This window comes from Paraburkholderia elongata (assembly GCF_013177735.1).
GTDB classification, from domain to species: domain Bacteria; phylum Pseudomonadota; class Gammaproteobacteria; order Burkholderiales; family Burkholderiaceae; genus Paraburkholderia; species Paraburkholderia elongata.
Genome location: NZ_WOEZ01000075.1, coordinates 1 through 24,790 on the forward strand (window position 1 = coordinate 1; position 24,790 = coordinate 24,790).

The 24,790-nt window shown below is 60.0% G+C and carries 22 protein-coding genes; 7 read left to right on the forward strand and 15 right to left on the reverse strand.

The window, feature by feature from the left end; genetic code table 11:
* Positions 1-358 precede the first annotated feature (358 nt).
* Positions 359-889 (reverse strand): RBBP9/YdeN family alpha/beta hydrolase, encoded by a 531-nt coding sequence (locus GNZ13_RS15405; RefSeq protein WP_172165750.1) that lies wholly within the window; start codon positions 887-889, stop codon positions 359-361.
* 124 nt (positions 890-1,013) lie between these two features.
* On the opposite strand from GNZ13_RS15405, the gene GNZ13_RS15410 reads away from it, so the two are divergent.
* Positions 1,014-1,472: an Lrp/AsnC family transcriptional regulator gene (locus GNZ13_RS15410; RefSeq protein WP_172165752.1), complete on the forward strand. Its 459-nt coding sequence runs from the start codon at positions 1,014-1,016 to the stop codon at positions 1,470-1,472.
* A 155-nt stretch (positions 1,473-1,627) separates the two neighbouring features.
* On the opposite strand, the gene GNZ13_RS15415 is transcribed toward GNZ13_RS15410, so the two are convergent.
* Positions 1,628-2,455, reverse strand: coding sequence for an SDR family NAD(P)-dependent oxidoreductase (locus tag GNZ13_RS15415; protein WP_172165754.1), 828 nt, complete (start codon positions 2,453-2,455; stop codon positions 1,628-1,630).
* 99 nt (positions 2,456-2,554) lie between these two features.
* Between GNZ13_RS15415 and GNZ13_RS15420 the strand changes: the two genes are divergently transcribed.
* The gene (locus GNZ13_RS15420) at positions 2,555-2,929 is read left to right on the forward strand and encodes a heavy metal-responsive transcriptional regulator (protein WP_172165756.1); all 375 of its coding nucleotides are present in this window, start codon (positions 2,555-2,557) and stop codon (positions 2,927-2,929) included.
* Between the two features lie 371 nt (positions 2,930-3,300).
* Here GNZ13_RS15420 and GNZ13_RS15425 read toward each other — a convergent pair whose 3' ends face one another.
* The gene (locus GNZ13_RS15425; RefSeq protein ID WP_172165759.1) at positions 3,301-3,669 is read right to left on the reverse strand and encodes a VOC family protein; all 369 of its coding nucleotides are present in this window, start codon (positions 3,667-3,669) and stop codon (positions 3,301-3,303) included.
* 299 nt (positions 3,670-3,968) lie between these two features.
* A complete protein-coding gene (locus tag GNZ13_RS15430; protein WP_456238725.1) occupies positions 3,969-5,327 on the reverse strand; it encodes an IS4 family transposase in 1,359 nt (452 codons plus the stop codon).
* Between the two features lie 228 nt (positions 5,328-5,555).
* Here GNZ13_RS15430 and GNZ13_RS15435 point away from each other — a divergent pair, with 228 nt between their 5' ends.
* The 4 genes from GNZ13_RS15435 (at position 5,556) to GNZ13_RS15450 (ending at position 9,923) form a co-directional block, all read left to right on the forward strand.
* Complete coding sequence (locus GNZ13_RS15435) at positions 5,556-6,704, forward strand: acyltransferase family protein (RefSeq protein WP_172165761.1); 1,149 nt, start codon at positions 5,556-5,558, stop codon at positions 6,702-6,704.
* A gap of 184 nt (positions 6,705-6,888) precedes the next feature.
* Entirely contained in the window at positions 6,889-7,050 is a 162-nt protein-coding gene (locus GNZ13_RS15440; RefSeq protein WP_172165823.1) for a LysR substrate-binding domain-containing protein, read from the forward strand.
* A gap of 198 nt (positions 7,051-7,248) precedes the next feature.
* The gene (locus tag GNZ13_RS15445; RefSeq protein WP_172165763.1) at positions 7,249-8,610 is read left to right on the forward strand and encodes a GGDEF domain-containing protein; all 1,362 of its coding nucleotides are present in this window, start codon (positions 7,249-7,251) and stop codon (positions 8,608-8,610) included.
* A gap of 146 nt (positions 8,611-8,756) precedes the next feature.
* Entirely contained in the window at positions 8,757-9,923 is a 1,167-nt protein-coding gene (locus GNZ13_RS15450; protein WP_172165765.1) for a patatin-like phospholipase family protein, read from the forward strand.
* A gap of 79 nt (positions 9,924-10,002) precedes the next feature.
* On the opposite strand, the gene GNZ13_RS15455 is transcribed toward GNZ13_RS15450, so the two are convergent.
* The 3 genes from GNZ13_RS15455 to GNZ13_RS15465 form a co-directional block, all read right to left on the reverse strand.
* Positions 10,003-11,757: a tetratricopeptide repeat protein gene (locus GNZ13_RS15455; RefSeq protein WP_172165767.1), complete on the reverse strand. Its 1,755-nt coding sequence runs from the start codon at positions 11,755-11,757 to the stop codon at positions 10,003-10,005.
* Positions 11,758-11,825: 68 nt separating this feature from the next.
* The gene (locus tag GNZ13_RS15460; protein ID WP_172165769.1) at positions 11,826-12,563 is read right to left on the reverse strand and encodes a BON domain-containing protein; all 738 of its coding nucleotides are present in this window, start codon (positions 12,561-12,563) and stop codon (positions 11,826-11,828) included.
* 82 nt (positions 12,564-12,645) lie between these two features.
* The gene (locus GNZ13_RS15465; RefSeq protein WP_172165771.1) at positions 12,646-13,131 is read right to left on the reverse strand and encodes an aminoacyl-tRNA deacylase; all 486 of its coding nucleotides are present in this window, start codon (positions 13,129-13,131) and stop codon (positions 12,646-12,648) included.
* A 207-nt stretch (positions 13,132-13,338) separates the two neighbouring features.
* Here GNZ13_RS15465 and fusA point away from each other — a divergent pair, with 207 nt between their 5' ends.
* Positions 13,339-15,390 (forward strand): elongation factor G, encoded by a 2,052-nt coding sequence (fusA, locus tag GNZ13_RS15470; RefSeq protein ID WP_172165773.1) that lies wholly within the window; start codon positions 13,339-13,341, stop codon positions 15,388-15,390.
* 24 nt (positions 15,391-15,414) lie between these two features.
* On the opposite strand, the gene GNZ13_RS15475 is transcribed toward fusA, so the two are convergent.
* From GNZ13_RS15475 to GNZ13_RS15510, 8 genes are all read right to left on the reverse strand, one after another.
* The gene (locus GNZ13_RS15475) at positions 15,415-16,530 is read right to left on the reverse strand and encodes a dihydrolipoamide acetyltransferase family protein (protein ID WP_172165776.1); all 1,116 of its coding nucleotides are present in this window, start codon (positions 16,528-16,530) and stop codon (positions 15,415-15,417) included.
* 4 nt (positions 16,531-16,534) lie between these two features.
* Positions 16,535-17,515: an alpha-ketoacid dehydrogenase subunit beta gene (locus GNZ13_RS15480; protein WP_172165779.1), complete on the reverse strand. Its 981-nt coding sequence runs from the start codon at positions 17,513-17,515 to the stop codon at positions 16,535-16,537.
* Complete coding sequence (gene pdhA / locus GNZ13_RS15485; RefSeq protein ID WP_172165782.1) at positions 17,508-18,596, reverse strand: pyruvate dehydrogenase (acetyl-transferring) E1 component subunit alpha; 1,089 nt, start codon at positions 18,594-18,596, stop codon at positions 17,508-17,510. Before pdhA ends, GNZ13_RS15480 begins: the two co-directional genes overlap by 8 nt.
* Before the next feature lie 274 nt (positions 18,597-18,870).
* Positions 18,871-19,935, reverse strand: coding sequence for a gentisate 1,2-dioxygenase (gene gtdA / locus GNZ13_RS15490; protein ID WP_236002010.1), 1,065 nt, complete (start codon positions 19,933-19,935; stop codon positions 18,871-18,873).
* Positions 19,922-21,226, reverse strand: a complete 1,305-nt coding sequence (locus GNZ13_RS15495) for an MFS transporter (protein WP_172165785.1) — start codon at positions 21,224-21,226, stop codon at positions 19,922-19,924. Before GNZ13_RS15495 ends, gtdA begins: the two co-directional genes overlap by 14 nt.
* A 462-nt stretch (positions 21,227-21,688) precedes the next feature.
* On the reverse strand, positions 21,689-22,120 hold the full coding sequence (locus GNZ13_RS15500) for a BON domain-containing protein (RefSeq protein WP_172165787.1): 432 nt from the start codon (positions 22,118-22,120) through the stop codon (positions 21,689-21,691).
* Positions 22,121-22,215: 95 nt separating this feature from the next.
* Positions 22,216-23,298 (reverse strand): porin, encoded by a 1,083-nt coding sequence (locus GNZ13_RS15505; protein WP_172165789.1) that lies wholly within the window; start codon positions 23,296-23,298, stop codon positions 22,216-22,218.
* 469 nt (positions 23,299-23,767) lie between these two features.
* Positions 23,768-24,676 (reverse strand): LysR family transcriptional regulator, encoded by a 909-nt coding sequence (locus tag GNZ13_RS15510; protein WP_172165791.1) that lies wholly within the window; start codon positions 24,674-24,676, stop codon positions 23,768-23,770.
* Positions 24,677-24,790 lie beyond the last annotated feature (114 nt).

Here is a 24,790-nt window from a genome sequence, read left to right on the forward strand (position 1 = left end):
GAAACCCGATGGCAGAAAGCAGCGTCATCCATTCCAGTAAGAAGACGATAGCGTGGCAAGCCGTCAGGCGGCTCAGAAGACATAGCTGTGCTCCCAAATTTGATGTGCGGCATTGTGACAGCGAAGCGCTGCCTGAATATAAATGTCGATCCTTCCGCCAGAATACATTGGGTCTCCGCTTTGATCGGCGACTTTGTAGAGGACCGACGGATTCCGTGAGGTCGAACCGCCCGGTCACGATCGTCGCTGAGCGGCCAGGATCGTCGACATTCTCGTCGACCAGTCGCTGTCTGCCCCAGTCCAACGCTCGGGTCTAGCGATGAGCAGGGCGTTCGCGAACGTAAGCTGGATATCCCTCTTAGGCCAGCGTTTGCAGCAATCTGAATCCTTCAGGCCAATCGCCCAGGTCGCTATCCGCGTTGAGATGCCCTTTCGCTCCAGCTTCGACGAGTTCGCTACCCCAGGCTTTAGCGCGGCGATGCGCATAGTCTGCGCTGCCATAGGGGTCGTTGGAGCTGGATACGACGATAGTAGGAAACGGCAGCCGCTCCGATTGCAAAGGCGCGAATCCGGCTGCAGCCGCCGCGGGAAATGCCGATGTGGCCGGGTCCGGCACGGCGACAAGCATCGCGCCGCGGATCCGGGTCGAATGGCGAGCCGCCCAATGCACGACCGCCAGGCATCCAAGGCTATGCGCCACGATGACTGTGTCCTCGCCGCTTTCTGCTACCTGTCGCTCGATTGCCGATACCCAATCGTCGCATACGACATGATCCCAATCTTCGACAAGGAGGCGCCGCCAGTCTGGATGCGCCGCCTGCCACACGCTTTGCCAGTGCAATGGACCGGAATTGCCGATGCCGGGAACAACGAAAACGGGGTGGTCCATTTGCCAGCTCTCCATCATTGAATGAGCATCCAGTGTAAAAGCGAGCGAATTCAGGCAACATCGCTAATCAAATGAATTGACGGCGCCGCACAATCAAATCAACTGAAGTTGGGAGTTCGCACAAATGAAACAAAGGCAGGTAACGTTGGACAGGCTTGACTGGCGGATACTGGAGGCGCTCCAGTGCAATGCGCGCATCAGCAATACCGAGCTCGGAAAGCAGATTGGACTTTCACAACCGGCCGTCACCGCCCGCATCAAAAGACTCGAAGAGCAAGGCGTCATCGAGGGTTACGCGGCGCGGATCAATCCTGGTCTTGTGGGCCGTGGCATCGCAGCGATCGTGCGGATCCGCACGACCCACGCTGAGATAAGGCGTTGCCTGCGCGCCTTTGAATCGATGCCTGAGATCGTCGAGGCGCACCGGATCACTGGCGAAGACTGCTTCATGGTTCGCATTTTGGTCGAAGAGATGACACAGCTCGAAGTGGCAATCGATTCGCTGGCCAGATTCGGGCCAGTGACGACCTCAGTCGTGCTGGCGAGCTATCCACCGAAGACGATCGGCGGATCGCAACGTTAAGCGGCTACCATGCGGAAATCCGAGCGTGCGTCGACGATCGGTTACGGTCGACGGAATCAGACAAAGAGCGGCCACAGGCAGCCGTTCGAAGAGACGTCCAAAAAATGGCTGTGACGCAAGCGGATCAGGATTCAGTCAGCTCATTGAGCGCAACCCTACGCCTTGACATCTGTTACCGCGAGATCCTGAACTTCTCTCGGCCGAAGGATTTTTTCAACCAGCCGAGCCGACATCTGGCGGCTCAATAGTCTCTGCAAGTTCGCAAGCAGTCGATTTCGCGCCCCCACAACCCGATAGCTCCGATTGCGATCGAGCGCCCACAAAGCATCCTGCACCACGTTCGCGACCGGCATCGGCACGCCGACCGCGGCCTCCTTCGCGCCAACAACGTCAAAAAAAGCCGTTTGCGTCGCGCCAGGACACAGTGCGACGACCCGGATGCCGCGATGCCGGTTCTCGGCCCAAACCGCCTCTGAAAATGAAAGAAGAAAAGCCTTCGTCGCGCCATAGACCGCCATATACGGATCTGGCTGGAATGCCGCGGTTGAAGCGACGTTGATGACCGCGCCACTGGATCGCGCTTGCATCCCCGGCAGCAGAAGATGAGTCAGCTCGATCGCGGCGATGCAGTTCACCAGAACTTCATCGCGTTGGCGCGTCAACGGAATCGATTCAAAGCGCCCGTAGGCGGCAAAGCCTGCATTGTTGATAAGTGCGTCGACGATGGTGCCGGTCGCCTTCAGGTGACGATCGATCATGGGTACGGCATCGGTCGAGCTCAGGTCGACCGTGAGGAAATCGACGTCGCAAGCGTAGTCGCGGCGCAGTTCGACGGCCAGATCACGCAGTTTGTCGTGAGAGCGTGCGACCAGCAGGAGTTGCGCACCGCGTTCGGCCAACGCATAGGCGAACGCCCGTCCGATACCCGACGAAGCGCCCGTGACGAGTGCTGTTTTTCTGCCAAAATCAAATGATTTGCTCATGGCCTGCTGATGGAGTGAAAGGTGAGTTGCACTCTAAACCGTTGACTATAGGCAACGGTCAAGCGTAAATGACGCTCCACGACATTGATTGGAGGCAGCATGCGCATTGGCGAGCTATGCAAGCGGGCGGGCGTTTCACGCGATACCGTCCGCTACTACGAGCGGATGGGTCTGCTGGATAAAGCAACGCAACCTCACGCGACGAATATTTACAAGCACTATTCCGAACTCTCGTTACAGCGGATACGGTTGATCGTCCACGCGAAGGCGTTGGGTTTCACGCTGGCGGAAATCGGTGACGTCGTTCATGTATGGGATAGCCCGACATTCGGAGTAGCGCAAAAGGTCGCGTGCCTGCAAGCAAAGCTCGCGGAACTCGACGAAAAGAGCCACGCGCTAACCGCGCTGCGCGCAGGGTTGCTGAATGCGCTGGCCAAAGTTGGCGGCGATTGTGTCGATGGAGAAATAGCGTGACGAGTCACGGTTGTGCAAGCGCCATGCTGCCTCAAACAGGAACGTCAATGGCCGCTTTGATCGCACGCGAGAGTCCGCTATACAGGGTCGAGTTGAGCCCGTCGTCGTGGGACAGGGTTCGGCCAGTTTGAGACGGTCGATTCGCTCAACTCGGCTGCACAAAGCAGTCATTCGCTGTCTTGCCTTAGCTGCGATCAAGACTGCTCAGAGCACCAAAGAATCCTCGCAGGATCGATGTTCGTTGGCGGTTCTTGTCGGGACCTTTGGCCGCGACGAAACGCAATATCAGCGAAGGTAATTCCAGTATCGCGATCTATCTCATCTGCTGCTTGTGGATTGCCGCGACGACGGGATCATAGATCTCTTACCTTTTATTTGTAGAGCCAAGGCTTATAGGCAATCTCGATGTTGTATCCGTCCGGGTCGCCGATGTTCGCCGCGAAGTAGTCGGCACGCCATTCGGGCCGAAGGCTCGGTTCCTTGTTTGAAGTAGCTCCCGCGTCTATCGCCGCCTTGTAGCTGGCCCTGACAGCGTCCGCGCTCTTGGCGGTGAATGCGACGTAAAGGTCTTTGGCGACTTCGCCATTCTTCAGCCAGAAACCCGGATTGCTATTGATCGCGAAACCGTGCAGTTGATCGAACTTGTAGGGCATGTCGATGCCAAGCGGCTCAAGCAGCTTCTTGTAAAATTCGCTCGACCGTTCCAGGTCAGAGACGGGGAGATAAATATGGTCAATCATGGCTTTCCTCTTTTCGTTTGACTTTGACAGCCCCGATCAGGGCTCTGCTAAATCCTCATCCGGCAAGTTAGTTTGCCGGGGTGAGCGCACCTCGGCGAAGCAGTCGCGAATCTCCTCGCTGGCTCCTCCCAGGCGGCGAAGTGGTCCCCGGTCCAGGATGAGGGTGAAGGGGGTGATGGCGTCATTGGGCATGCATTTCTTCTCCGTCAGCTGACACCTTCAACAATGAGTCCGTGATAGATCGCCCCGTGCTTGCGGTGCTTGGCGACGTTTTGGTAGGCCTCGCTGTAACCATGGCGTTATACACAAATGTCGTCACCGCCGTCGTCGCTTAACAAGCGCAATGTTTTTGCAGCGACATGAACTTCTCTGAGTCCGAGCCAGATCGTTTTTGCGCCGGGTTCGCCATCGCCCTTGCGACCGAGGAATCCGCCCAGGCGCGCGACCAGTCGCAGCACTTCGTTGAGCTTCGGTTGCGCCGGCACTCGGGTCTTCGTGAGCAGGTAGGCGGCGCGAATTTCATCGGGATCGAAGAACAGATGGGCGTCCAGATCGGGGCAGGTTCGGCCCAGCCGCATCAGATAAGCCACACGCCAGGCCACCACCAGGAACAGCGCCAGCGCGCGCTCGAGTCGTTCGATCGTGCCCAATTGAAGCGCTTCGACACGGCACGCGTTCTTCAGGATGTTGAACAGGATCTCCACTTCCCAGCGCGCCCGATACCACTCAATCAGTTCGAGCGCTTCCTCCACCGTGCTGGCCGTGCGGTTGGTCAGCAAGCGCCATTCGACTGGCTTGACGCCCGCAGGCGCATCGAATTCGCGTGCGACCAGGCACGTCGCAGCGATGCACTTGCCTTTGCCCGCGGGCAACTCCACACGCTGCACCCACAGGCGCTGATGTACCGTGCGCGCCTTGACGCCATGGCGCGCAGCCATCGTGAAGGCGATCTGCCCGACGGGTTCCCCGCCGGTCGTGCGCTCCCACAGCTTGTCTCCTTCGGGCAGGCAGCGATTATGAGCGGCACGCACCAGCCAGTCGGCCGGCGTGCCCAGCGCTTGCGCGCGCTCCATCAGCGGCATCAGATCCGCTTCGCGGTCAGCCATATACACCAGGCGCGTAGACGGCAGGCTCGGCGCCATCTCGGCAATGCGCTCGTAACCTTCGATCCAACGCACGCTTTCCTTCGGACCCCCGCGCTTACCGGATCCGTCCTTCTTCTCGCGCGCCCACATCCACGCATCCAGAACGCCCAATGGCTCGCGCTGCGGCGTGACGGCATAAGTCGGATGCAGAAACATCCCGCGCTGCGCTTCGTAAGTCAGCGGTCCGAGTCCAATCGCGCCTTGCCCGTTGAAATCCAGTTCCGTGGTGTCCTGCACGCAGAGCACGACCCGATGGGCTTGCATCCGCCCTTGGGTCTGCTGCCAATGCGGCTCCAAAATCGCATGCCACTCGACCTTGTCGTTGTCGAAGAAGCGGTACGCCGCCATCGTCTCGCCCCAACCCTGGCATGCCTTGGGCACGCTGGCCATCGGGTCGGCTGCCATTCTTTCCATCAAAAGCCTCGCTCGTTTGTTCAGGCGCGCATCGCCGAGCTCGAGCTGCGTGAATTCCGTCTGGGTCCAGGGCGTCGATTCGGTGACCAATGCGTCCACTCAAAAAGCGAGAGTAAACGCGATCCGCCGAAAGTTTACAAGCGCAGCGCTATGTCATTGATAGTAAACACGCTCTTTCACGCTCCTACCTTGCCGGTCGAAGATGTGTATAAGGGGATGGGCTGAAGGGGTATTAATTTCCTCAATTTTTTTCGATTTTTGTTGTTATTTTTATTATTGACCACGGAGGTAAGATCGCCGCAGCCTGAATAGAAGAAGGGGCAAAAAATGGCGATCACCTTGAATCAGTCGGCGTCAGCAAATCTGAACAAGTCGTTAAAGATAGACGCCATTCGATTCCTTGCGGCTGTCTGGGTCCTGATGTATCACTTTCGGCCACCCGAGTTTAAAGAACTTCTGCCACATCGGCTGGCCTTCCTGGGCGACGCATTGTGGTCAGGCTCGACAGCCCTGTTCGCAGGTCCCGCCGCCGTCATCGTATTCTTTGTCATTTCCGGCTATTGCATCCACAACGCATATCAAAAGGATGTGACGCTCAAGCCAATCAACTATTACGCGTCCAGATTCATCCGCATTGGATTGCCGCTGGTCATCTTGCTTTGCCTCGTTCAACCTTTGCCGACGGGGCAAAATTATCTGGAGTCCGTGCTTTGGTCGCTCTACTGCGAGATGGTGTATTACGCCGCTTATCCGATCTTGCGCGCCCGCTTTCGCTACATCGGCGAAATGATCGTTGGCTGCGCAGTTGCGGCAGGCGTGATGGTGGCCGTGGTTCGTCTGGTAGGGCACCCGGTTTGCCACGGCTGCGTCATAGAGACGTATGGCGTTCCCGGTACGGCTTTACTGTATGCGGCTGGATGGATTTTCGGCTGCCTGATCGCGGAGACCCAACGCAACGCGGAGCAGTTCCACATCCATGGCGCGTATTCCCCGCTGACCCTGATGCTCAAGCGCGGCCTTGATCGGAGCACTCGTTACCTGGCAAACCATCTGGTTGCACTGAGAGTGGTAGTTGTCGCGGGCGGGGCAGCAATTATGATTTTGCTGTCCGAATCGAATCTCAAACCGGCCGTTGTGCCGTTGATTACCCCAGATATCACGCTTCCGCTATTTCAGTTCCTTGCGGTAATCTGGATCGCGGCGGAGACAGCCACGCCTTCCAAAGGTCGCGTGTGGTCCAGACTGGCTGCGTTCGGAGCGTGGTCCTATAGCCTCTATCTTTGCCACAAGATGGCGCTTGCGCTGCTGGAAATGACCGGATTCGACGACACATCCCGATTCGCATGGTTCGTGCAGGTGGCGTTGGCGTTCGCCATCAGCTATGTGTTTTACCGGATGATCGAAAAGCCTTCTCATCTGATTTCCCAGCGACTACGGAAATACACGCCGAATGCACCTGCTGCACCGGCTGCCTGAGCTATCTCCGCCTGCTGAAATCTTTCTTCGCCGTGGCGACCCTGTCGATCGCCGCGGGTTCGCCGCGCCACCGCCCTTGACGACTGACAACCTGTGCACATCATGCACAGAGCTTGTGACGCACGCGGCGTCGTAGCGACAACCTGCAGCCCCTAGACTTCGTTCCTTCCCAGTCACGCGGCACATCGTTCAGACCGATCTGGCTCGCGGCCAACTGGTTCAACTCCTTCCCGGCTACTCCCTCGGGGCACGCCACTATTACGCCCTTTACCCGCAAACGCGGTATGTAGCGCCCAAGGTGCGAGCCTTCGTCGACCATATGGCCGAGCACTATCGCGAACGGTAATCACCCGATTATCGGGGCCGATTTGTAGCACAATATGCTCCAGGCGGCCGCGACGCTCCATCGCGCTTTGCCGAAAAATAAAAGCATCAACGCGTTCCGTAGCGAACTCCGCCATGTATTGCCCGACACGGCATACACATTAGGCAGTCGGCGACGCGGATGCATTGAGACGACCGAATACCAACCGAACGGGTCAAAATGGACAGCTTGCTTATAGGGCCGGCGACGCGCAAACAGGTCGTTTTTGCAGGTACATGCGCGTTATTCGTTTTGCTCACATTGATGATCGCGGGTCCGCGCGCGCACCAGACGTTGCCGGCCATCACTCCCTTCATGCCGATGTGTGCGCTCACGGTGTTCACCACATCGGGCATCGCCGCGTTCCTTCTCGGCGCCCGCTTTACCGTGACGCCACAACCGATGCTCGGCGCGCTCGGCGGCGCGTACGCATTCACGGCAATTACCGTCGCTCTGCAACTGCTGATGTTCCCGGGTGTTTTCACGCGCACCGGCCTGTTCGGCGCCGGGCCTCAAAGTGCGGCCTGGATGTGGGTTTTCTGGCATGCGGGATTTCCGCTGCTCGTCATTCTGGCAGCGCTCACACGCGACCGCTTCCCGAGCAAGCCGATCGAACTACCAGATATCGATCGCTGGGCGTGGGCGTTGATCGGTGTTCCAATAGTGCTTGCCGCAGCGCTCGGGATCCTCGCCATTCATGCGAATCTGTCGACGCCTTTTCATACGGCGCCCGAGACGAACGCGCTTTCAGGCGGCCGAACCGGATTCGTCATCTGCTCGCTTGACGTTCTCGCGATCGTCGTGGTCCTGCTCAAAGGGCGACTGCGGACCGTGCTCGATCTATGGGTCACCATTGCCCTACTGGCGTCCTTTGCGGACGCCTGCCTGAATCTATTGAGCATGGACCAGTTCACGCTTGGCTGGTACGTCGCGCGGGTCTTCAGCATGCTGGCGCCCGGCGTCCTGGTATGCGTCCTGGTCTGGGAAGTGACCGTGCTCTACCGCGAATTGTCCGAGGCGCACGCTTCCCTGTTGCTCACGTCCACACACGACGCCCTGACGCGCGTTTATAACCGTAGCTACTTTAACGACCAGTTTCGCAGGGAATTCGACCGTGCGGCGCGCAACGGTCAGTCGCTCTCGCTCGTCATGGTCGATGTCGACAATTTCAAAGATTACAACGACGCCTTCGGCCATCTGCGGGGCGATGTCTGCCTTAGCGCAATTGCGAAAGCGCTGGCAGGAACAGCGCGTCGGTCAAGCGATTTCGTCGCCCGTTACGGCGGCGAAGAGTTCGCCCTGGTGTTACCCGACACTGGATCGGAAGAAGCATTGGTCATTGCCGAGCAGGCCCGGCTCGCAGTCATGCAATTGGGCATGACTGCGCCAATACCTGGCGGTCAGGTCACCGTCAGTGCCGGGTGCGCGACGAACGAACCGAACACGCTGAGCACGCCCAACGCACTCGTTCAGGCAGCGGACGCCGCGCTCTACGACGCGAAGCGTGCGGGACGCAATCGGGTCCAGTCCGTCACGCCCTAACGATAAAGCTCGATGCCTTTCAGGCAGCAGAGTCCTAAAGCTGCCCGAAAGCCCCTCACGGCAGTAAAAAAGACCACCGCAGCGCCAGGCCGCCCCCACCCGTGGCAAAATCACCGGCATCGCGGCATTCGTCCGGGAGACCTGCAATGGGCAACAAGACGCACGGCGAACGCAACGCTAACGCGGCCGGCCGGTCGGAGGCCGCACCGGACATTCCCGGACAGGTTGTCCTTGTCTTTCAGGGAGGCGGTGCCCTCGGCGCGTACCAGGCGGGTGTCTATCAGGCGATGCATGACCGCAAGGTCACACCCGACTGGGTGATCGGCACGTCGATCGGTGCGATAAACGGCGCGATCATCGCCGGCAATCTGCCCGAGAACCGCGTTGCGCGATTAACCCAGTTCTGGAACGGTGTGGCGCGTCGTGGCGTCGATGCGGCAAGCTGGCTGTTGCCTGGGCTCGCAAACTGGTCGCGCGACATGGCGATCGTCACGCAAGGCGTGCCGTCGTTCTTCACCCCACAGCCGGGATCATGGGCGAATATTCAGGCGCGCGTCGGCGCGGAGCGGGCGGCATTCTATTCGACGCAGCCACTGCGTGAAACCCTGTCTTCACTGATCGATTTCGATTACCTGAATCGCAAGGAGACGCGGCTGACGGTTGGCACGGTCAATGTCTGCAGCGGACGTATGCGGTATTTCACCAATCGCGACGCGCCGATGGACGTCGAGCACGTGATGGCATCCGCCGCTTTTCCACCCGGCTTCCCTTCGGTGCGACTGGAAGGCGAATCGTACTGGGACGGCGGCATCTACTCGAACACGCCGCTGGAAGCCGTGCTCGATGATCGGCCGCGAAGCAGCTCAGTGATTTTTTCGGTGCAGTTGTGGCCATCGAGCGGTCCGGAACCCGAATCCATCTTGCAGGTCATGAGCCGGCAGCGCGACATTCAGTATTCGAGTCGCGCGGAAAGTCATCTCGATCGACAGAAGCAGATTCACCGGCTGCGTCACGTGATTCGCGAACTCAGCCAGCACATCCCCGAAGAGAAACGCGATACGTCGGAGGTTCAGGCGCTCCTCGGCTGGGGCTGTGGCACGACGATGCAAGTATTGGAACTCGACGCGCCGGCATTCGATAACAACGATTTGAACAGGGATATCGATTTTTCCTCGAATGGCATCGAGCGGCGCTGGGCCGTAGGTTATGAAGACACGATCCGCTTACTGGAGCGTGCCCCCTGGCGCGAAACACTGGACCCTATGGAGGGCATCTCAGTCTTTCGAATGGCCTCCGTGGATGGCCAAAGATAACTCGTGATCTGGCTCGCCGATGCGGTGCTCGTCATACACGCACTGATCGCGCTTTTTATCGTGGGTGCGATCTACGGCGCTACGGCGCGTCCGTTGTGTCGAGAAGACGGGCTGCTTCACGCCGGCTCTCCTCGGCCTCGAGCGGTCGTTGAGTCTGGCTGAAGAGCGAGCTCAGGTTGCCGAGTGTACGCGCTTCATCCTGGCGGTAGGCCGCGGGAGTATCCCGCGACAGAGTCCGGTAAAGGTCCAGCGCGTTCCGGTAAGCGTCTTCAGCCTCGCGTGGGCGCCCGCTGTGACTGAAGAGGACACCTAGATTGTTCAACGTCCGCGCTTCGTCCGGCTGGTAGACCATCGGGGTTTCCTCCGCGAGCACACGATAGATCTGCAAGGCCTGCTGATAAGCTTGCTGCGCCTCCTTCGGCCGTTGTGTGGCGCGATAGAGCGCGCCAAGATTGGTCAGCGTGCGCGCCACATCGGGCCTATAGAGTGCTGGACTCTCCCGGACAAGCTGCTGCCGGATCGTTAGCGCTTCCTTGTAGGCATGCTCGGCTTCCCGGAGTTGCTGCATCGCGCTATAAAGATTCCCGAGATTGTTCAGTGTACGAGCGAGTGCCGGGCGGTAGGCCGCGGGATTGCTTCGCACAAGAGCCCGCTGGATGTCCAGCGCCTCGCGATACGCCTGCTCCGCATCGCTCATGCGTTGTGTGGCACCGTACAGGATGCCGAGGTCGTTGAGCGTCGTCGCCATATCGGGTTTGTAGGTCGCGGGGTCGCGATAGGCCAACGCACGATCGATGTCCAGCGCTTCGCGATAAGCATCCGCCGCTTCTTTCAGGCGCTGTGTATCGCGATATAGGACGCCGAGGTTGTCGAAAGTTTCTGCCACAGCGGGCCCGTAAGCCACCGGGTTCTGTTTCGCCAATGCCCAATAGGTCTCCAGCGCCCGCAGATAGGCGGCCTCCGCTTCCTTGGGTCGTTGCAATCCAACGTAGAGGTTGCCAAGCTTGTCGAATGTGCGCGCAATCTGGGGCTGGTAGGCGGCGGGCTTCTCCTGTGCAAGCACCTGATAGCGCGACAAGAGCGTGCGGTAAATCGGTTCCGCACGTTCAAACTCGCGCTGCTCCTGCAAAGTGTCGGCAAGCGCGGTCGCCATGTCGCTATCTTCCGGTTGCAACGCATGGGCTTTTTCCAGATACGGGAGCGCATTCTGCGGCGCGAAGCGCAGCAATTCGATCTCGCCAGCCTGATAGCAACGCGCCGCGAACACCTGCGGGGTTACTTGCGGGGTTCCCTGTTTTTCGGCAAGCAGTTGGGTCAGCAACTGTGATGCACTCTCCAGATCAAAGCGCTCGAGTGCGTCGTCGATGTGCAATTCAAGAGGATCAGGACTCCGTGCGATCGAGGATCTGCGCAGCAGATCCTCGTAACGTGTGGCCCATTGCCGGGCTTCTGCCGCGAGCGCTGCGTCGGGCTGCGCCCTGATTTGCCCGGCAAGGCGCTCGACTAGCGGTTCGACGTTGGCGAACGCGGTATCGGTCTTGCGCCCAGCACGGCCCGATTGCGCATATGCCGCGCCTAGTATCACGTTGGTCGCGCTCGCAAGCGAGACTATCTGGGCGTCGGTAAGTTTGGCGCCCTTCACCACGCGATTCAACTGGATGGTCAGACGATTGAGGGTTTGACCGGGGAGTCCGCAATCCGCCTGTACTTTGAGGCCGTTTTTGACATCGACCTCGGAGAACGCCGGAGAACACGAACTCGCCGCGTCCGCAGCGAGGCATCCCACGGACAACGCAACCATTGTCACGCCCGACAAAATCTTGCGCGCACCCATTTCCCGTCACGCCCGCCGTTCTATGGAAAGCAGTAACGTCCGGACTACAAAACGAGCCTGCAGTCAGATCAGGCCCCCACCTGAATACGATTGACGACGCCATCGATCGCATCCAGACACCAGGCGTCCTGTTCCGCCTGCCGTTTTTCTGCTTCGGTCGCCACCCAACCTGCTAGCGTGATCCTGTGATTTTCCACATTGATGGTGATCTGCTCGGCGCGCACACGCACATCGGTTTCGAGCACCAGGTGCAAAGCCTCGGAAATCTCATCATCGCCGTCTGCTTCGGCGGGCACCAACTCCAGCAGGTTCACCACGTCGCGACAGCCGCCGACCCACCAGGCAATCACACTCGCGAGGCGCCTGTGGGACAGGCTGCCCACCTGCCCCGTCAAGGTCACTACACCGTCCTCGACCGTCACTTCGACGACGCCGCTGCCGTCGTTGCCCGCGTCGTCCATGGTGCCGTGCAGCACTTCCAGCTGGCCCTTGACGCGCGCACAGATCACGCAGTTGCGAAACTCCACCGTCTGCGCCAGCCGTTCGCAAAGACGCGTGCGTAGCTCGCCATCACCGACCGACGGGTTGGCGGTAACACGCAGTTGGTCGACCAGACGCGTTCCATCGCAGTGCAACTGGGTCAAATGAAGAAGGCGTTTCTTGGATGCGATATCCGGCACCTCGCCCGCCACGGTCAGGGCGCCGTCGTCGAAGCTCATATGAATGGGATGATTCCGGAGCTTCAGGTGTGATTCACGTTCGAAGGCTGCCATCACCTGCTTCAGGACCGCATCGCTGCGTTGCATGATCTGCCTCGCGCAAAGGTTGGGTAACGCAGCGCGCTTTATGCTGCGCTGCGCAAGCCTTGCCGCACCCGACGGGCGCCGGTCAACTCGGCGTGCCCGCCATGCGACGGGCGAAGCGTGTCCGCTCGGCTCGGTCCATCAGATCAAGGAATTGATCCGTGTCCATGTGAATCAGCGCTTCGTGATCGCCGGCCTCGAAATAGACGTCCGGCTGATGGGCGAGGCTCTCGTCAAGATAGGTGTACATGCCATAGGCTGTACACACTGGCGGAAGCGCTCCGACGTCGCAATCCTTGAACAGCTCCCGCAGATCGACCTCTTTGGCCAGCAGGAGGTGGCGTCCGGTCTGTGCCCAAAGCTCGGACAGCCGCACGGCGTAGGTCGATGGCAGCACAGCCGCCACATAGCCGTGTTCGTCTTCAAACAACACGGTTTTGGCGAGGCGATCGCCGGGAATATGCGCTGCCGCCGCGGTTTCGATGCTGGAATGGCTGTGCGGATGATGCACGATTTCGTACTGGGAGCCCTTGCTGCGCAGGCACTCCTCAAGAGTGGCAGACATCGACATGACGCACCTCCTCCGGAAGAAAGGGAACGGGAGACTTTCGCTTGATATCCCTTAAGGATAGGTCGCTTTAGTTCGCGTGTGAAAACATGCAGACGGCAGCGCCGTGACTGCGCGCGCATGACGACGAAATGGAACGATCATCCGTATGGCACGCGGGTCCGTTTTCGCCAATAATGGCCCCACATCCACTACTGGACGAGGGCGGCCATGGGTTACAGCCCCGACGCCATCCGCACCATCGCCCTGGTCGGGCATGCCGGATGCGGCAAGACATCGCTTGTCGAAGCCCTGCTGCATCAGGGCGGCGCGATACACGCGCCCGGCAGCGTGGAGCGTGGCACCACGGTTTGCGATTTCGACCCGCTCGAACGCAAATATCACCACTCGCTGAGTTCCGCGGTCGCCCACCTGCACTACCGGGATACCCGCATTTATCTGCTGGATACACCCGGCTATCCGGATTTTTCCGGGCTGTCGATCAGTGCCCTGCCTGCTGTGGAGACTGCCGCCATTGTCATCAATGCACAGACCGGCATCGAAATGACCACCCGGCGCATGATGGCGTGGGCGGAGGAACGCAAGCTCTGCAGAATGATCGTCGTGAACGGCATCGATGGCGAAAAGGTCGATCTTCCCGGGCTTCTGACGCAAATCCAGGAGGCCTTCGGCAAGGAGTGCCTACCTATCAACCTGCCGGCGCAAAGCGGCCGCCAAGTGGTGGATTGTTTTTTCAACCCTGCCGGCGACGCCGACTTCCTGTCCGTTGCTGCCGCGCACAATGCGCTAGTCGATCAAGTGGTCGAGATCGATCCCGCCTTGATGGAGCTCTACCTGGAGCAGGGCGAGGCCATCAGCCCGGAGCAGTTGCACGAGCCCTTCGAACGGGCGCTGCGCGAAGGTCATCTGGTGCCGGTCTGCTTCACGTCGGCGGCCAACGGCGCCGGCATCGCGGAATTGCTCGATGTGTTCGTCCGGCTCCTGCCCAATCCCACGGAAGGCAACCCGCCGCTCTTCTTCCGCGATGCCGACGGACGCCAGCAAGTCGTGCGCGCCGAACCGGTCGCCGACAAGCATGTATTGGCCCATGCCTTCAAGATCGTCATGGACCCTTACATCGGCAAAATGGCCGTGTTTCGCATCCATCAGGGCACGATCAGGCGCGACAGCCAGCTCTATATCGGCGACGGGCGCCAGCCGTTCAGGGTCGTCCATCTGATGATGCTGCAGGGCAAAGAGCACGTGGACGTCCCGCAGGCCGGTCCAGGCGATATCTGCGCCACGGCCAAGGTCGACGAGATCGGCTTCGATGCCGTGCTGCATGACGCCCCCGAGGACGGCAACATCCACCTGACCCCGCTCGATTTCCCCACGTCCATCTATGGTCTCGCGATTGAACCCGCGCGCCGGGGCAACGAGCAACGCCTTTGGGAGATTCTGCAAAAGCTGAGTGCGGAAGACCCTTGCCTGCGCATCGAACACCCGGTCGGCACCAATGAGACGGTGGTGCGAGGTCTGGGCGAATTGCATCTGCGCCTCATGCTGGAGCGCCTGTCCGAGCAGTACAAGCTCGAGGTCGTGACCCGGCCGCCGAAGATCGCCTATCGGGAAACCATCGGCGCCAAGGCCGAGGGACATTGTCGCCACAAGAAGCAAACCGGCGGCGCCGGGCAATTCGGCGAAGTGATGCTGCGCGTGGAGCCACTGCCGCGAGGCACGGGTTTCGAGTTCGTCGACGTGGTCAAGGGCGGCGCCATCCCCGGCCAGTTCATGCCCGCCGTGGAGAAAGGCATCCTGCAGGTCATCGACAGCGGTCCGCTTGCCGGCTTCCCGATGCAGGACGTGCGCGTCACCGTCTTCGACGGCAAGAGCCATCCAGTCGACTCCAAGGAAGTGGCATTCGTCTCCGCCGGGCGCAAGGCCTTCATCGATGCTGTGCTGAAAGCCCAGCCCATTCTGCTCGAACCCATTGTGGACATCGAGGTGATGACGCCGGAAGCCGCGATGGGCGACATCATCGGCGACCTGTCCGCGAGGCGCGGTCAGGTGCATGGCACACGCACGGCCGCCGGCAACGCCGTGGTCGTAGCGGGGCAGGTGCCGTTGTCCGAACTCAACGACTATCAGTCGCGTCTGAACGCCATTGCCGGCGGGCACGGCAACTACAGCATCCAGCTCAGCCACTACGATCCGGTGTCCCCCGCGCAGCAGGAGCGGATGGCGTCGCAGCACAAAAAACAGGGCGACAGCGCGGCGCCATGAGTGGCATGCCGGATACGAGCACGGCTACCGTGCCATCTGCAGATCCGCGATCGTCGCGCCAAGAAAACGCGCTGCCTCACCGCCCGTGACGACCCGATGGTCGAATGTCAGACTTAGCGGCAAGATCCGATGCACGGCGGGAACGCCGGCTGCTGGCACAACCTGCTCGTGAATGCGCCCGGCGCCGAGAATCGCGACAGTGGGCGGCACAACGATGGGAGCCGCATATTTACCTGCGATCATGCCGAAATTCGACAGCGTGATCGTATTGCCGCGCAGTTCCTCCGGCGGAATCTTGCGCGCCCGGATGTCGGCACGCATCCGATCGAGCCCGCCGCGCAGATCTGCCGGATCGCGCAGCGCGACGTTGCGCAACACCGGCACGAAGAGGCCATCCGGCAGATCGACCGCGATGCCAAGATCGATTTTCTCCAGCACGTGGCGCCGGCCCGTATGTCCGTCGAACCATGCGTTGAGCCCCGGCTCGGCCCGGCACCCTGCCACCAGTGCGCGGATCAGGCGGATCGTGACATCGGTATCGGGCGGCCACGCATGAATGTCGGCATCGTCGATGACGGTTGCCGCCGCCACTTCGCTCTGCGCGCGCGTCATGTTCTGCGCCATCGCGCGCCGCACGCCGCGCAGCACCTCGGGCGGCCCGAGTTCGGCGAGGACCTTCGCGACACGCTGCACGTCTGCCGCCGTGATGACGCCCTCCGGCCCCGATGGCGTCACCATCGCCAGATCAACATCCAGCTTGCGCGCGAGCGCCCGCGCCGCCGGAATTGCCTTGATCACGCCGGCACCCGCGCCCATGCCGCCGCCGGGCGCCGCCGGCGCTTCCCGCACGACGTGCTGGCCGACCTCCATATGCCCGACCACGGTGCCGGCATCGGCTTCGTCACCCTCGCCTTCAAATGCGGCGAGCGGCGCGCCCAGATGCACGACGTCGCCCGGCTGGCCAAACAGCTTCGCGATGCGGCCGGATTGCGGCGACGGAATCTCGACGATCGCTTTCGCCGTTTCGACCGATAGCAGCGGTTGATCCACGCGAATCTCGTCGCCGCTCTTGACGTGCCACTCGACGATCTCCGCTTCCTGCAAGCCTTCGCCGAGATCGGGCAGTTTGAAGACTTTCATGGCTTCACGACGCCTCCAGAGTCTGCCTGACCGCGGCAACGATGCGCTCCGTGCCTGGCATATATTGATTTTCGAGTCTGTACAGTGGCACCACCACGTCATATCCGGTGACGCGTTGCACCGGCGCGAGTAGCGAGTACAGTCCGTGCTCGGCGATGTTGGCGGCAATCTCCGCCCCCACCCCTCCGGTGCGCGAGCCCTCGTGCACGATCACACAGCGTCCGGTTTTCGCGACCGACGCGAGAATGGTGTTCATGTCGAGCGGTTTGAGGGTCGCCACGTCGATCACCTCGGCCATCACGCCTTCCTGCGCGAGCAGATCGGCCGCGGCCTGCGCGTCCTGCACCGCGCCTCCCCAACTCACCAGGGTGACGTCGGACCCATCGCGAAGCGTGAAGCAACTGTCGAGCGGCAACGCTTCACCGTTATCCTCCACCGGCTGCCTGAAGAGCCGGTACAGTCGCGTCGGCTCGAAGAAGATCACCGGGTCCGGGTCGCGAATTGACGCCAGCAGCAAACCGTATGCGCGTGCAGGCGACGACGGTGTCACGACACGCAATCCGGGGATGTGGGTGAATAACGCTTCAGGACTTTCGGAATGATGCTCCGGCGCGTGAATCCCTGCGCCACACGGCGCACGGATCACTAGCGGACACGTCAGCCGTCCGCGGGTTCGATGCCGCAGACGCGACGCGTGATTCAGAATGTGATCGATGGCCGGATAGATGAACCCGCTGAACTGGATCTCCACGACCGGCTTCAGGCCCATCGCTGCCATACCGATCGCGGTGCCGGCGATCGCGGTTTCAGCCAAAGGCGTATCGATCACCCGCTCTACGCCGAATCGCGCCTGCAACCCGACCGTCGCGCGGAACACGCCGCCGTTCACGCCGATATCCTCGCCGAGCAGCACGACGGCTGGATCGTGCGCCAGTTCGTATGCAAGCGCCTGATTGAGCGCTTCGACCATGTTGAGGTCAGCCATGACGGTTCCCCGTAGGGGGCGCGAATCGCTGCGCCATCGCCAGTTGCTCACGCATCGGCAGCGGCAAGGTTTCGTACAGGTGATCGAACATGGCGGATGTGTCCGGCTGCGGTACCGCCAGATACGCGTCGACGGCCTGCTCGACCTGCGCAAGACAAGCGCGGCCGAGTTGCTCGTCCTGCGCCTTGTCCCAGACGTTCATGCGCATCAAGTACGTGCGCAAGCGCAGCAACGGTTCGTATTCCCATTGCTTGCCGAGGACCTCGGAGTCGCGATAGCGCGTCGCGTCATCGGCTGTCGTGTGATCGCCAAGACGATAGCTGAGCGCTTCGATCAGCGTCGGGCCATCGCCGCGGCGAGCTTTGGCGAGCGCCGCGTGGACTACGTGATGCACTGCGATCACATCGTTGCCGTCGACCTGCAGCCCGTCGATTCCCGCAGCGATCGCTTTTTGCGCGAGCGTTTGCGCAGCGCTCTGGTGGCTGCGCGGCACCGAGATCGCCCACTGGTTGTTATTGACCACGAGGACAAGCGGCGCCTGCCAGACGCCGGCCATGTTCATCGCTTCGTAGAAGTCGCCTTTGGACGTGCCGCCGTCGCCAAAGATCGCCACCGCGACGCGCGGCTCGTGACGCAGCAGGAACGCATAGGCCGCGCCGGCGGCATGACATACCTGCGTGCCGATCGGTACACAGTTCGGGAAATCGTCGCGGGGCACGCTGAAGTCGCTGCCGCGTTCGTCGCCGCCCCAATACAGCAGACTTTCCGTCATCGTGACGCCGCGCAGCAATTGCGCGGCGTGATCGCGATAGGAAGGAAACAGCACGTCGCCGGACTGCATCGCGCTGGCGACGCCGACGCCGATCGCCTCCTGTCCGACCGACGACGCGAAGGTGCCGAGCTTGCCGGTGCGCTGCAATGCGACTGCCTTGGTGTCGAACGCCCGTGTCAGCACCATCGCGCGATAGAGCGGAATCAGCGCCGCCGGGTCCCGCGCAAACGCAGGCAACGGCTGAGCAGGCTCGCCGCTGGGGCCAAGGTATTGCGTGTAGCCGATATGAAAACTGGCAGCCGTGGTCATGACCGCCCTCCATGTTCATTCAGATATCGTATACGCGCCGGAGTTCGCGCGCATGAGCGCTACCGCACGAACACTGCTGTGCTCCTTCCTGGCGCTGTCTACCCGAAGCTGACGCTATGTAAGCGTCTTTAGAAAAAATCGAAGCGTGCGCCAACGAAAGCCAATCCCGTAGTTCCCGGATTTTCGCGAGCGCAAAGTATGCTTCGGGCAACTCAGACGAAGGCTACGGCGGCTGGGGTATTAGGTGTCAGATGGTGCAACGATGCGGCACACTTCAGGTTGCGCCCCTTTCCTCCCTGAACAGATAAAGCGCCTCCTGAATGGGGCGGTCGGAAAAAGAAAACAGGACGCTGTCCTCGTCTGCCTCGTGCTGCACGCGATGCCACGACGGGACGACAAAGATATCCCGCTTGCTCCACTCCACGACGACGTCGTTTCCGATCCGGCAGCGGCCCCGCCCTTCGATAGGCACAAAGACTGTCGCGTCGGTGGAACGGTACGCTGCCGTCGAAAACCCCTTAGGCAGCAACTGCGTGAAGGTAGCCATCGTCGCCATCGCATACTTCCCGTTGTTTGGGTTGACGTATCTCATCTTCAATCCATGACAGGGATCCCAGGCGTTCGCGCGGCGCATCCGTTCCAGCGCTTCGCGTGTCCGTGCATAGGGATAGTTGAAGATCGGCGAGGTTCCGCCGCCGGGGTGATGGTCTACCGGAAGCAGATTGGCGCCGTAGCGGACGTCACTGTCGCCGATGGGGCGTGTAGTCGCTTGCTCGTCCTCGCCAAGATGCTCGGCAAACGAGGCGTCCACAAACTGCACCACGGGTATGTCCAGACCGTCCAGCCAGAAAATAGGCCGATCACTTTCGTTGCCATGATCGTGCCACGCCATCGGCGGCGTGATAATGAAGTCGCCTTCGTTCATCATTGTGCGTTCGCCATTCACCGATGTGTGAGCGCCACCGCCTTCCAACACAAAACGCAGGGCTGTTTGCGCGTGACGGTGCGCGGGCGCGACCTCGCCGGGAAGGACCAGTTGCACCCCCGCATACAGATCGGTTGTGATCTTCGATTCACCACGCAGGCCGGGATTCTCCAGCACGAGCACACGCCGTTCGGCTTCCTTTGCCGAAATGATGCCGCCCGCCTCCATCATGGCCGCGCGGACGTCTGCGAAATGCCAGTGTGCCGGCACGCATTTGCTGCGCGGCTCGGGGGTAATCAAGTCATTAAGCGACGTCCAAAGTGGCGCGAGGTTCTTCTTGCCGATCCGCTCGTAAAAGGCCTCGCGCTCGGGCGTCTCCATCACGCCCACCTTGCCAGTGTTATCGGGCATCATTTCCCCCGTTCTCTCCCGACTTAATCCCGCGTTTATTGAAAATCCGCGCAGGAGCCGTTTCCTTCAACGCTGCGACTGCGATCGCTCCAGCGCAGATTGTCCAGAGCGGCATGGTTACCGCATGCTCGATGCCGAAATGCTTGGCCAGATAACCGGCATAAGCAGGTGCCACGCCGCCGCCAAAGACCTCGCCAATACCGATGATCATGCCCGATGCCGTGGACATCAGTTGAGCCGGCACGGCTTCCGCCGCGACCGGACCGACGGTCAGTGTGATCAGGCTATACAGACAACCCATCGCGACCATCAGGCAAACGAACAAGGGAACCGGCGACGCCCCGGTTCGCAGAAAAATCCATAGCGAAAGAAATACGCCCGCCGTTGAAAACAGCATGACGAGCTTGCGGCCGACGCGGTCTGAAAGCGCCGGCAGCACGAGAGCCCCGATCGCTCCGCCAAAGCCTAGTGACGAAAGAATGAAACCCATCTGCTGCATGTCGAGATGCAGATAGTCGACAAGATAGTTGGGAAACAGCGCAGCAATGACGATCTGGCACGCGAGCCAGCACAGCATGCAGATGATGCCAAGCGGCACATTGCGATAACGAAACACCTCATACCAGCGATGTTGGGCCGTATCGTGTGTCGCCGTGTGTTTCGCAATTTCAGTCGGCGACGGCCGGCGCAATACCCGTTGCGCGAGGAACGCTACGATGAGCCCCGGAAATGCCACCAGCAGGAAAATCCACGGCCAGTTCATCACCTTGAGAAGTTGCGTCACCACGATCGGTGTGAGACCAAGCCCGAGCAGAGCGGGCATCATTTGCTGGATTCCGACATTGCGTCCGTGCCGGCTCGGCGGTGACGCATCCATGGTCGCAATGATGCTCGCAGGCGTGAAGGCGCCTTCAGCTACCCCCATGAATGCCCGGATGGCAATCAGGCTGCCGACGCCGGTCGCGAGTCCGCCAAGACCTGCAAGCAAAGAAAATCCGATCATCGCCGGTACGATGACTCTCTTGAAGCCGATCCTGTCTGAGAGATTGCCTGTCAGGAGTGCAGACAATCCCCATGCGATCGCCAAAGCTCCCGTGATATGGCCGAGGTCCTGATAGTCGAGCTTCAGGTCGCGCATCAGTACCGGCATCAACGGCACGATCAGGAAGCGATCTATACCGACCAGGCCCATGCCGAGGGCCATCAGCGTGACAGCCTTCCATTCATAGCTCTTTGACGGTTCGACGTGCGACGGCGCTACCGTTGATGGCGTCAGCGGAGGGGTGACGTTCATTCGAAGTCCTTCTGGTTGATGAAGCGTTTTTCGCAGATAGTTGAGAACGCGCAGATTGTCGTCATGAGATCGAATCCGTCAAATGCAGAAAAACGCCGACCTGCGTATATCCCAGCTTCGCGGATTCTGCATTCGACTGGCAGACCATGTCATATAAGAGCTTCGCAAAACGGTTCGCGAATTTGGACGCGTCCGTGTGATATGCGTGAGCATCTACACTCGACGCCGGGGGTTCATCGATCATCTTCGTCTCCTGCTCGCTTTTGTGTTGTTACCAACTATCGGCGTTGCCGTGATCACTGTCCAACGATAAAAATCGACTGCATGATCTCGATAAGTGATTACCAGTTACTCGCGGTCAACGCACACTCATAATGATATCTTCGCATAGCTAACTATATTAAAAAAACAACGGCCCTTACTACCCCGCGAACCGTCAGGCCGCTGAGGCTCGGTTCGCGATTACCGCTCTATCGCATATACGCTGAGCCGATTGTTGACTGACGAGACCCCAGGCACGCTCCCAGCGATCTCTCCAGCGCGAACCACCTGATCACTCTTCGGCACAGAACCAGACAACGTTACAACGCCGCCTTTCGCGTAGACGAACAACTGCGTCATATCGATCCCCTTTGCCTTTGCCATCGTGGTTCGCACACTTTTGGCGAGTTTACGGTTAGCGATCCTGATCGACTTTGCGCTCGGTGTGCTGCCCGCATCCGCGGACGCCACAACCGCACTGCTATTGCGGTCCTGCGCGAATGCCGCCAACGGTGCGATGGTAGCTGCCAATGCGGCCACCAATCCAATCTGTACGACTGCTCTCATTTTGCTTCTCACTATGTCGGAGATGTTAGAGACCGGCTTGGATTCACCCAGCAGCTCGCGAGTCAATGTCGGTATCTTCCGCGAGGGAGGCATCGCCAATGCAGCGCCTTCCCCGATACAGATGGCCATTTGTCAAGCGGCCGGTCTGACGTCCTTTTGCCCTAGAACGAATGCCGCACGCCGATCTGCACACCGGTCTGACTGCTATCGGCAGACGCCGTCCTATAAGCAGCAGACGTACCGTTGTACGAGTCGAAGTTAAGCGCTGAGTGGCGCGAATATCCCACTACTACGTACAGATCGGTGCGCTTTGATAACAGGTAGTCGCCGATGGCCATAACCTGCTGCGGACTGGCCGGCCTTGTTACCTCGCCGTTGACTCCGGTTGCCGTGCGAATGCGGTCGTAGTAGTACGCAATGGTCAGTATCTTGTCGACCGCGAACAGGTAGCGCGCAGCCGCCCAGAAGTAATCGTCGCGAGCGGCGTACCCGGCGAGCGGATCGTTCTTTCCATACCGATACCCTCCCATGAGCTTGAGCGCAGCGGTCGAATAGGTGACACCGATAGCCGCTTTTTCGAACCGCGCATAGCTGCTGCCGACACCGTCCGCGCGATGAAGGTTGTCGTAACCCACGCTTACGGAGACCGTGCCATTGTCGTACGAGGCAGCACCGCCGTAACCAGAACCATTCGAAAACTGCCCTGCAAGGTTGCTAAAGGAATAGTGCCCAATCAGCGTCACCGGCCCGAAAGAGTTCTTGTATTTGACGACGTTGCTCTCCCAAAGGTTGGCCCCGACTTCCGCGACGACTGGCTCGTATGTACCCGACAGGTCTGTAGGCGACGACGGGTAAAGCGCATCCACGAGCGACGTGTACTGCCGGCCAAAACGAAGCGTGCCGGCTTTCGGTGATGTCAGACCAATCCACGCGCTACGACCGAAAAACTCCTGCATCAGATGGCCGTTGTGAACCAGAAAACCATCTTCCAACTGGAACTCCGCCTTTAGTCCACCTCCAAGGTCCTCATTGCCTGTGAGACCCCAGCGCGAGCCGCCGGAGCGAGCCCCGTCCGCCATTGCCCAGCGGTTGCCCGTGGCTGCAGACTGGGTGGGGCTGGTCGGCCAATGATTGGTGAATTCGATTGCGGTGTCGAGAATGCCGTAGAGCGTTACACTCGATTCAGCATGCCCACAAACCGCAAACGTCCCGGCCACCAGGCCGGCGAACAACTGCCTCTTCATCAAAAGTCCCCTCCATTTAGAATTGCCAGCTCGAAACTCTTCGCATTTCCGCTTATTCGTGTTTTTTGTAGCGGGCACCTTGCTTTTCAGACGAAGGCAAAACGGCCAACCGCGATTCCTGCCGCACATACACGGGTCGCGACGGAATCCGTTCGTACATCACTTAGTAGCAGTACTAATCTGATGATTGACTTTCACATCCTATGGAACGCGTCGTCGGGCGCTCCTGACTCCGGGCATTGATAGATGCCGGCACGTAAGGACTCTGGAATTTGTTGCGCTAAGGGTTCAAGCCAGAACCATTGCGTCAATCACGGGAAGGCTGCCGATCGTCGTCTCCGGACTTGCGTTTTGCATTGCTGCAAACTATCGGGGCAGCGGTGATCGCTGTCTAACGATTAAAAATAACTACGCGATCTCGATACGTAATCACCCGCGTCCCGAATTCGGAGAAAAGAGCCGATGTGGACTATTGGACCAGTGCTTGGAGAAGCATCGGGCCGGCGATCCCGGTTGCGACCTCACGAAAATTCGCGACCGCCGGATTGTCTGTATTGGAATTCCATGCGGCGATCAGCTCATAAGGTGTGAGCTGGTCGTCAAGAGGTATGTAGATGACGTCGAGTTGCTGGACGCGCGCAACCCAATGAGGCACCAACGTAACGCCAAGCCCAGCGCTAACGAGTGCAAGTAGTGTATGAAGCTGTTCGGCCTCCTGAACGACTCGCGGCGCAAACCCGACCGAAGCGCAGCACGCGACGATGATTTCCAGAATCCGGCTGTTCATTCTTCGGGGAAACAGAACAAACGGCTCGCTCGCGAGTTCGACGATTGAAAGGGTCGACCGTACGGCGAGCGGATGACCCTCTGGGATGGCCGCCATCAAAGGGCCCGCAGCAAGCTCCGCAGACTTGAGCGCATGACCAGGCGACGGCGACGGCATGATCCCTATATCGATGACCGAGGTCCGAATCGCCTCGATCTGTGCGCTTCGATCGAGCGGATGCAGCGTCAATTCGACCTGCGGCCACCTCTGGCGAAAATCTCGGAGTATCGGCGGCAGTATGGACCAAAGTACATTGTCGACGAAGCCGATCGCGAGCCGCCCGACCGTACCATCCGCCGACGCGCGGGCGCGGCGCATGGCCTCATCTGCCCGACGAAGCAGATCACGCGCTTCAGGTAAAAATATCTCGCCCGGAACAGTGAGCCGAACGTTGTGGCGTGAACGCTCCAGTAGCGAAAATCCCAGCTCTTCTTCAAGCAGTTTCACCTGATGGCTCACCGCGGACTGCACCACGTGCATACGCTGCGCGGCCCGACCGAAATGCAACTCCTCGGCGACTGCCGTGAAATACCGAAGTCTACGCAGGTCCATGATGAGAGAGCGCCATAAGGTTGCGAAAGTCCCGTCGAAGTTCCACACCATCAGGTGCTTGCTTCACGAGCTGAACCACGGCCCATCGGCGGCGGTACGCCAGGCAATCAACGA

Bases quoted from the DNA above. Each gene is read 5' to 3' on its own strand.
- GNZ13_RS15415 (WP_172165754.1), bottom strand. From the start codon at position 2,455: ATGAGCAAATCATTTGATTTTGGCAGAAAAACAGCACTCGTCACGGGC.
- GNZ13_RS15435 (WP_172165761.1), top strand. From the start codon at position 5,556: ATGGCGATCACCTTGAATCAGTCGGCGTCAGCAAATCTGAACAAGTCG.
- GNZ13_RS15420 (WP_172165756.1), top strand. From the start codon at position 2,555: ATGCGCATTGGCGAGCTATGCAAGCGGGCGGGCGTTTCACGCGATACC.
- gtdA (WP_236002010.1), bottom strand. From the start codon at position 19,935: ATGATGCCCGATAACACTGGCAAGGTGGGCGTGATGGAGACGCCCGAG.
- GNZ13_RS15460 (WP_172165769.1), bottom strand. From the start codon at position 12,563: ATGCAACGCAGCGATGCGGTCCTGAAGCAGGTGATGGCAGCCTTCGAA.
- pdhA (WP_172165782.1), bottom strand. From the start codon at position 18,596: ATGACCACGGCTGCCAGTTTTCATATCGGCTACACGCAATACCTTGGC.
- fusA (WP_172165773.1), top strand. From the start codon at position 13,339: ATGGGTTACAGCCCCGACGCCATCCGCACCATCGCCCTGGTCGGGCAT.
- GNZ13_RS15475 (WP_172165776.1), bottom strand. From the start codon at position 16,530: ATGAAAGTCTTCAAACTGCCCGATCTCGGCGAAGGCTTGCAGGAAGCG.
- GNZ13_RS15510 (WP_172165791.1), bottom strand. From the start codon at position 24,676: ATGGACCTGCGTAGACTTCGGTATTTCACGGCAGTCGCCGAGGAGTTG.
- GNZ13_RS15480 (WP_172165779.1), bottom strand. From the start codon at position 17,515: ATGGCTGACCTCAACATGGTCGAAGCGCTCAATCAGGCGCTTGCATAC.
- GNZ13_RS15455 (WP_172165767.1), bottom strand. From the start codon at position 11,757: ATGGGTGCGCGCAAGATTTTGTCGGGCGTGACAATGGTTGCGTTGTCC.
- GNZ13_RS15445 (WP_172165763.1), top strand. From the start codon at position 7,249: ATGGACAGCTTGCTTATAGGGCCGGCGACGCGCAAACAGGTCGTTTTT.
- GNZ13_RS15425 (WP_172165759.1), bottom strand. From the start codon at position 3,669: ATGATTGACCATATTTATCTCCCCGTCTCTGACCTGGAACGGTCGAGC.
- GNZ13_RS15495 (WP_172165785.1), bottom strand. From the start codon at position 21,226: ATGAACGTCACCCCTCCGCTGACGCCATCAACGGTAGCGCCGTCGCAC.
- GNZ13_RS15450 (WP_172165765.1), top strand. From the start codon at position 8,757: ATGGGCAACAAGACGCACGGCGAACGCAACGCTAACGCGGCCGGCCGG.
- GNZ13_RS15465 (WP_172165771.1), bottom strand. From the start codon at position 13,131: ATGTCGATGTCTGCCACTCTTGAGGAGTGCCTGCGCAGCAAGGGCTCC.
- GNZ13_RS15405 (WP_172165750.1), bottom strand. From the start codon at position 889: ATGGACCACCCCGTTTTCGTTGTTCCCGGCATCGGCAATTCCGGTCCA.
- GNZ13_RS15410 (WP_172165752.1), top strand. From the start codon at position 1,014: ATGAAACAAAGGCAGGTAACGTTGGACAGGCTTGACTGGCGGATACTG.
- GNZ13_RS15505 (WP_172165789.1), bottom strand. From the start codon at position 23,298: ATGAAGAGGCAGTTGTTCGCCGGCCTGGTGGCCGGGACGTTTGCGGTT.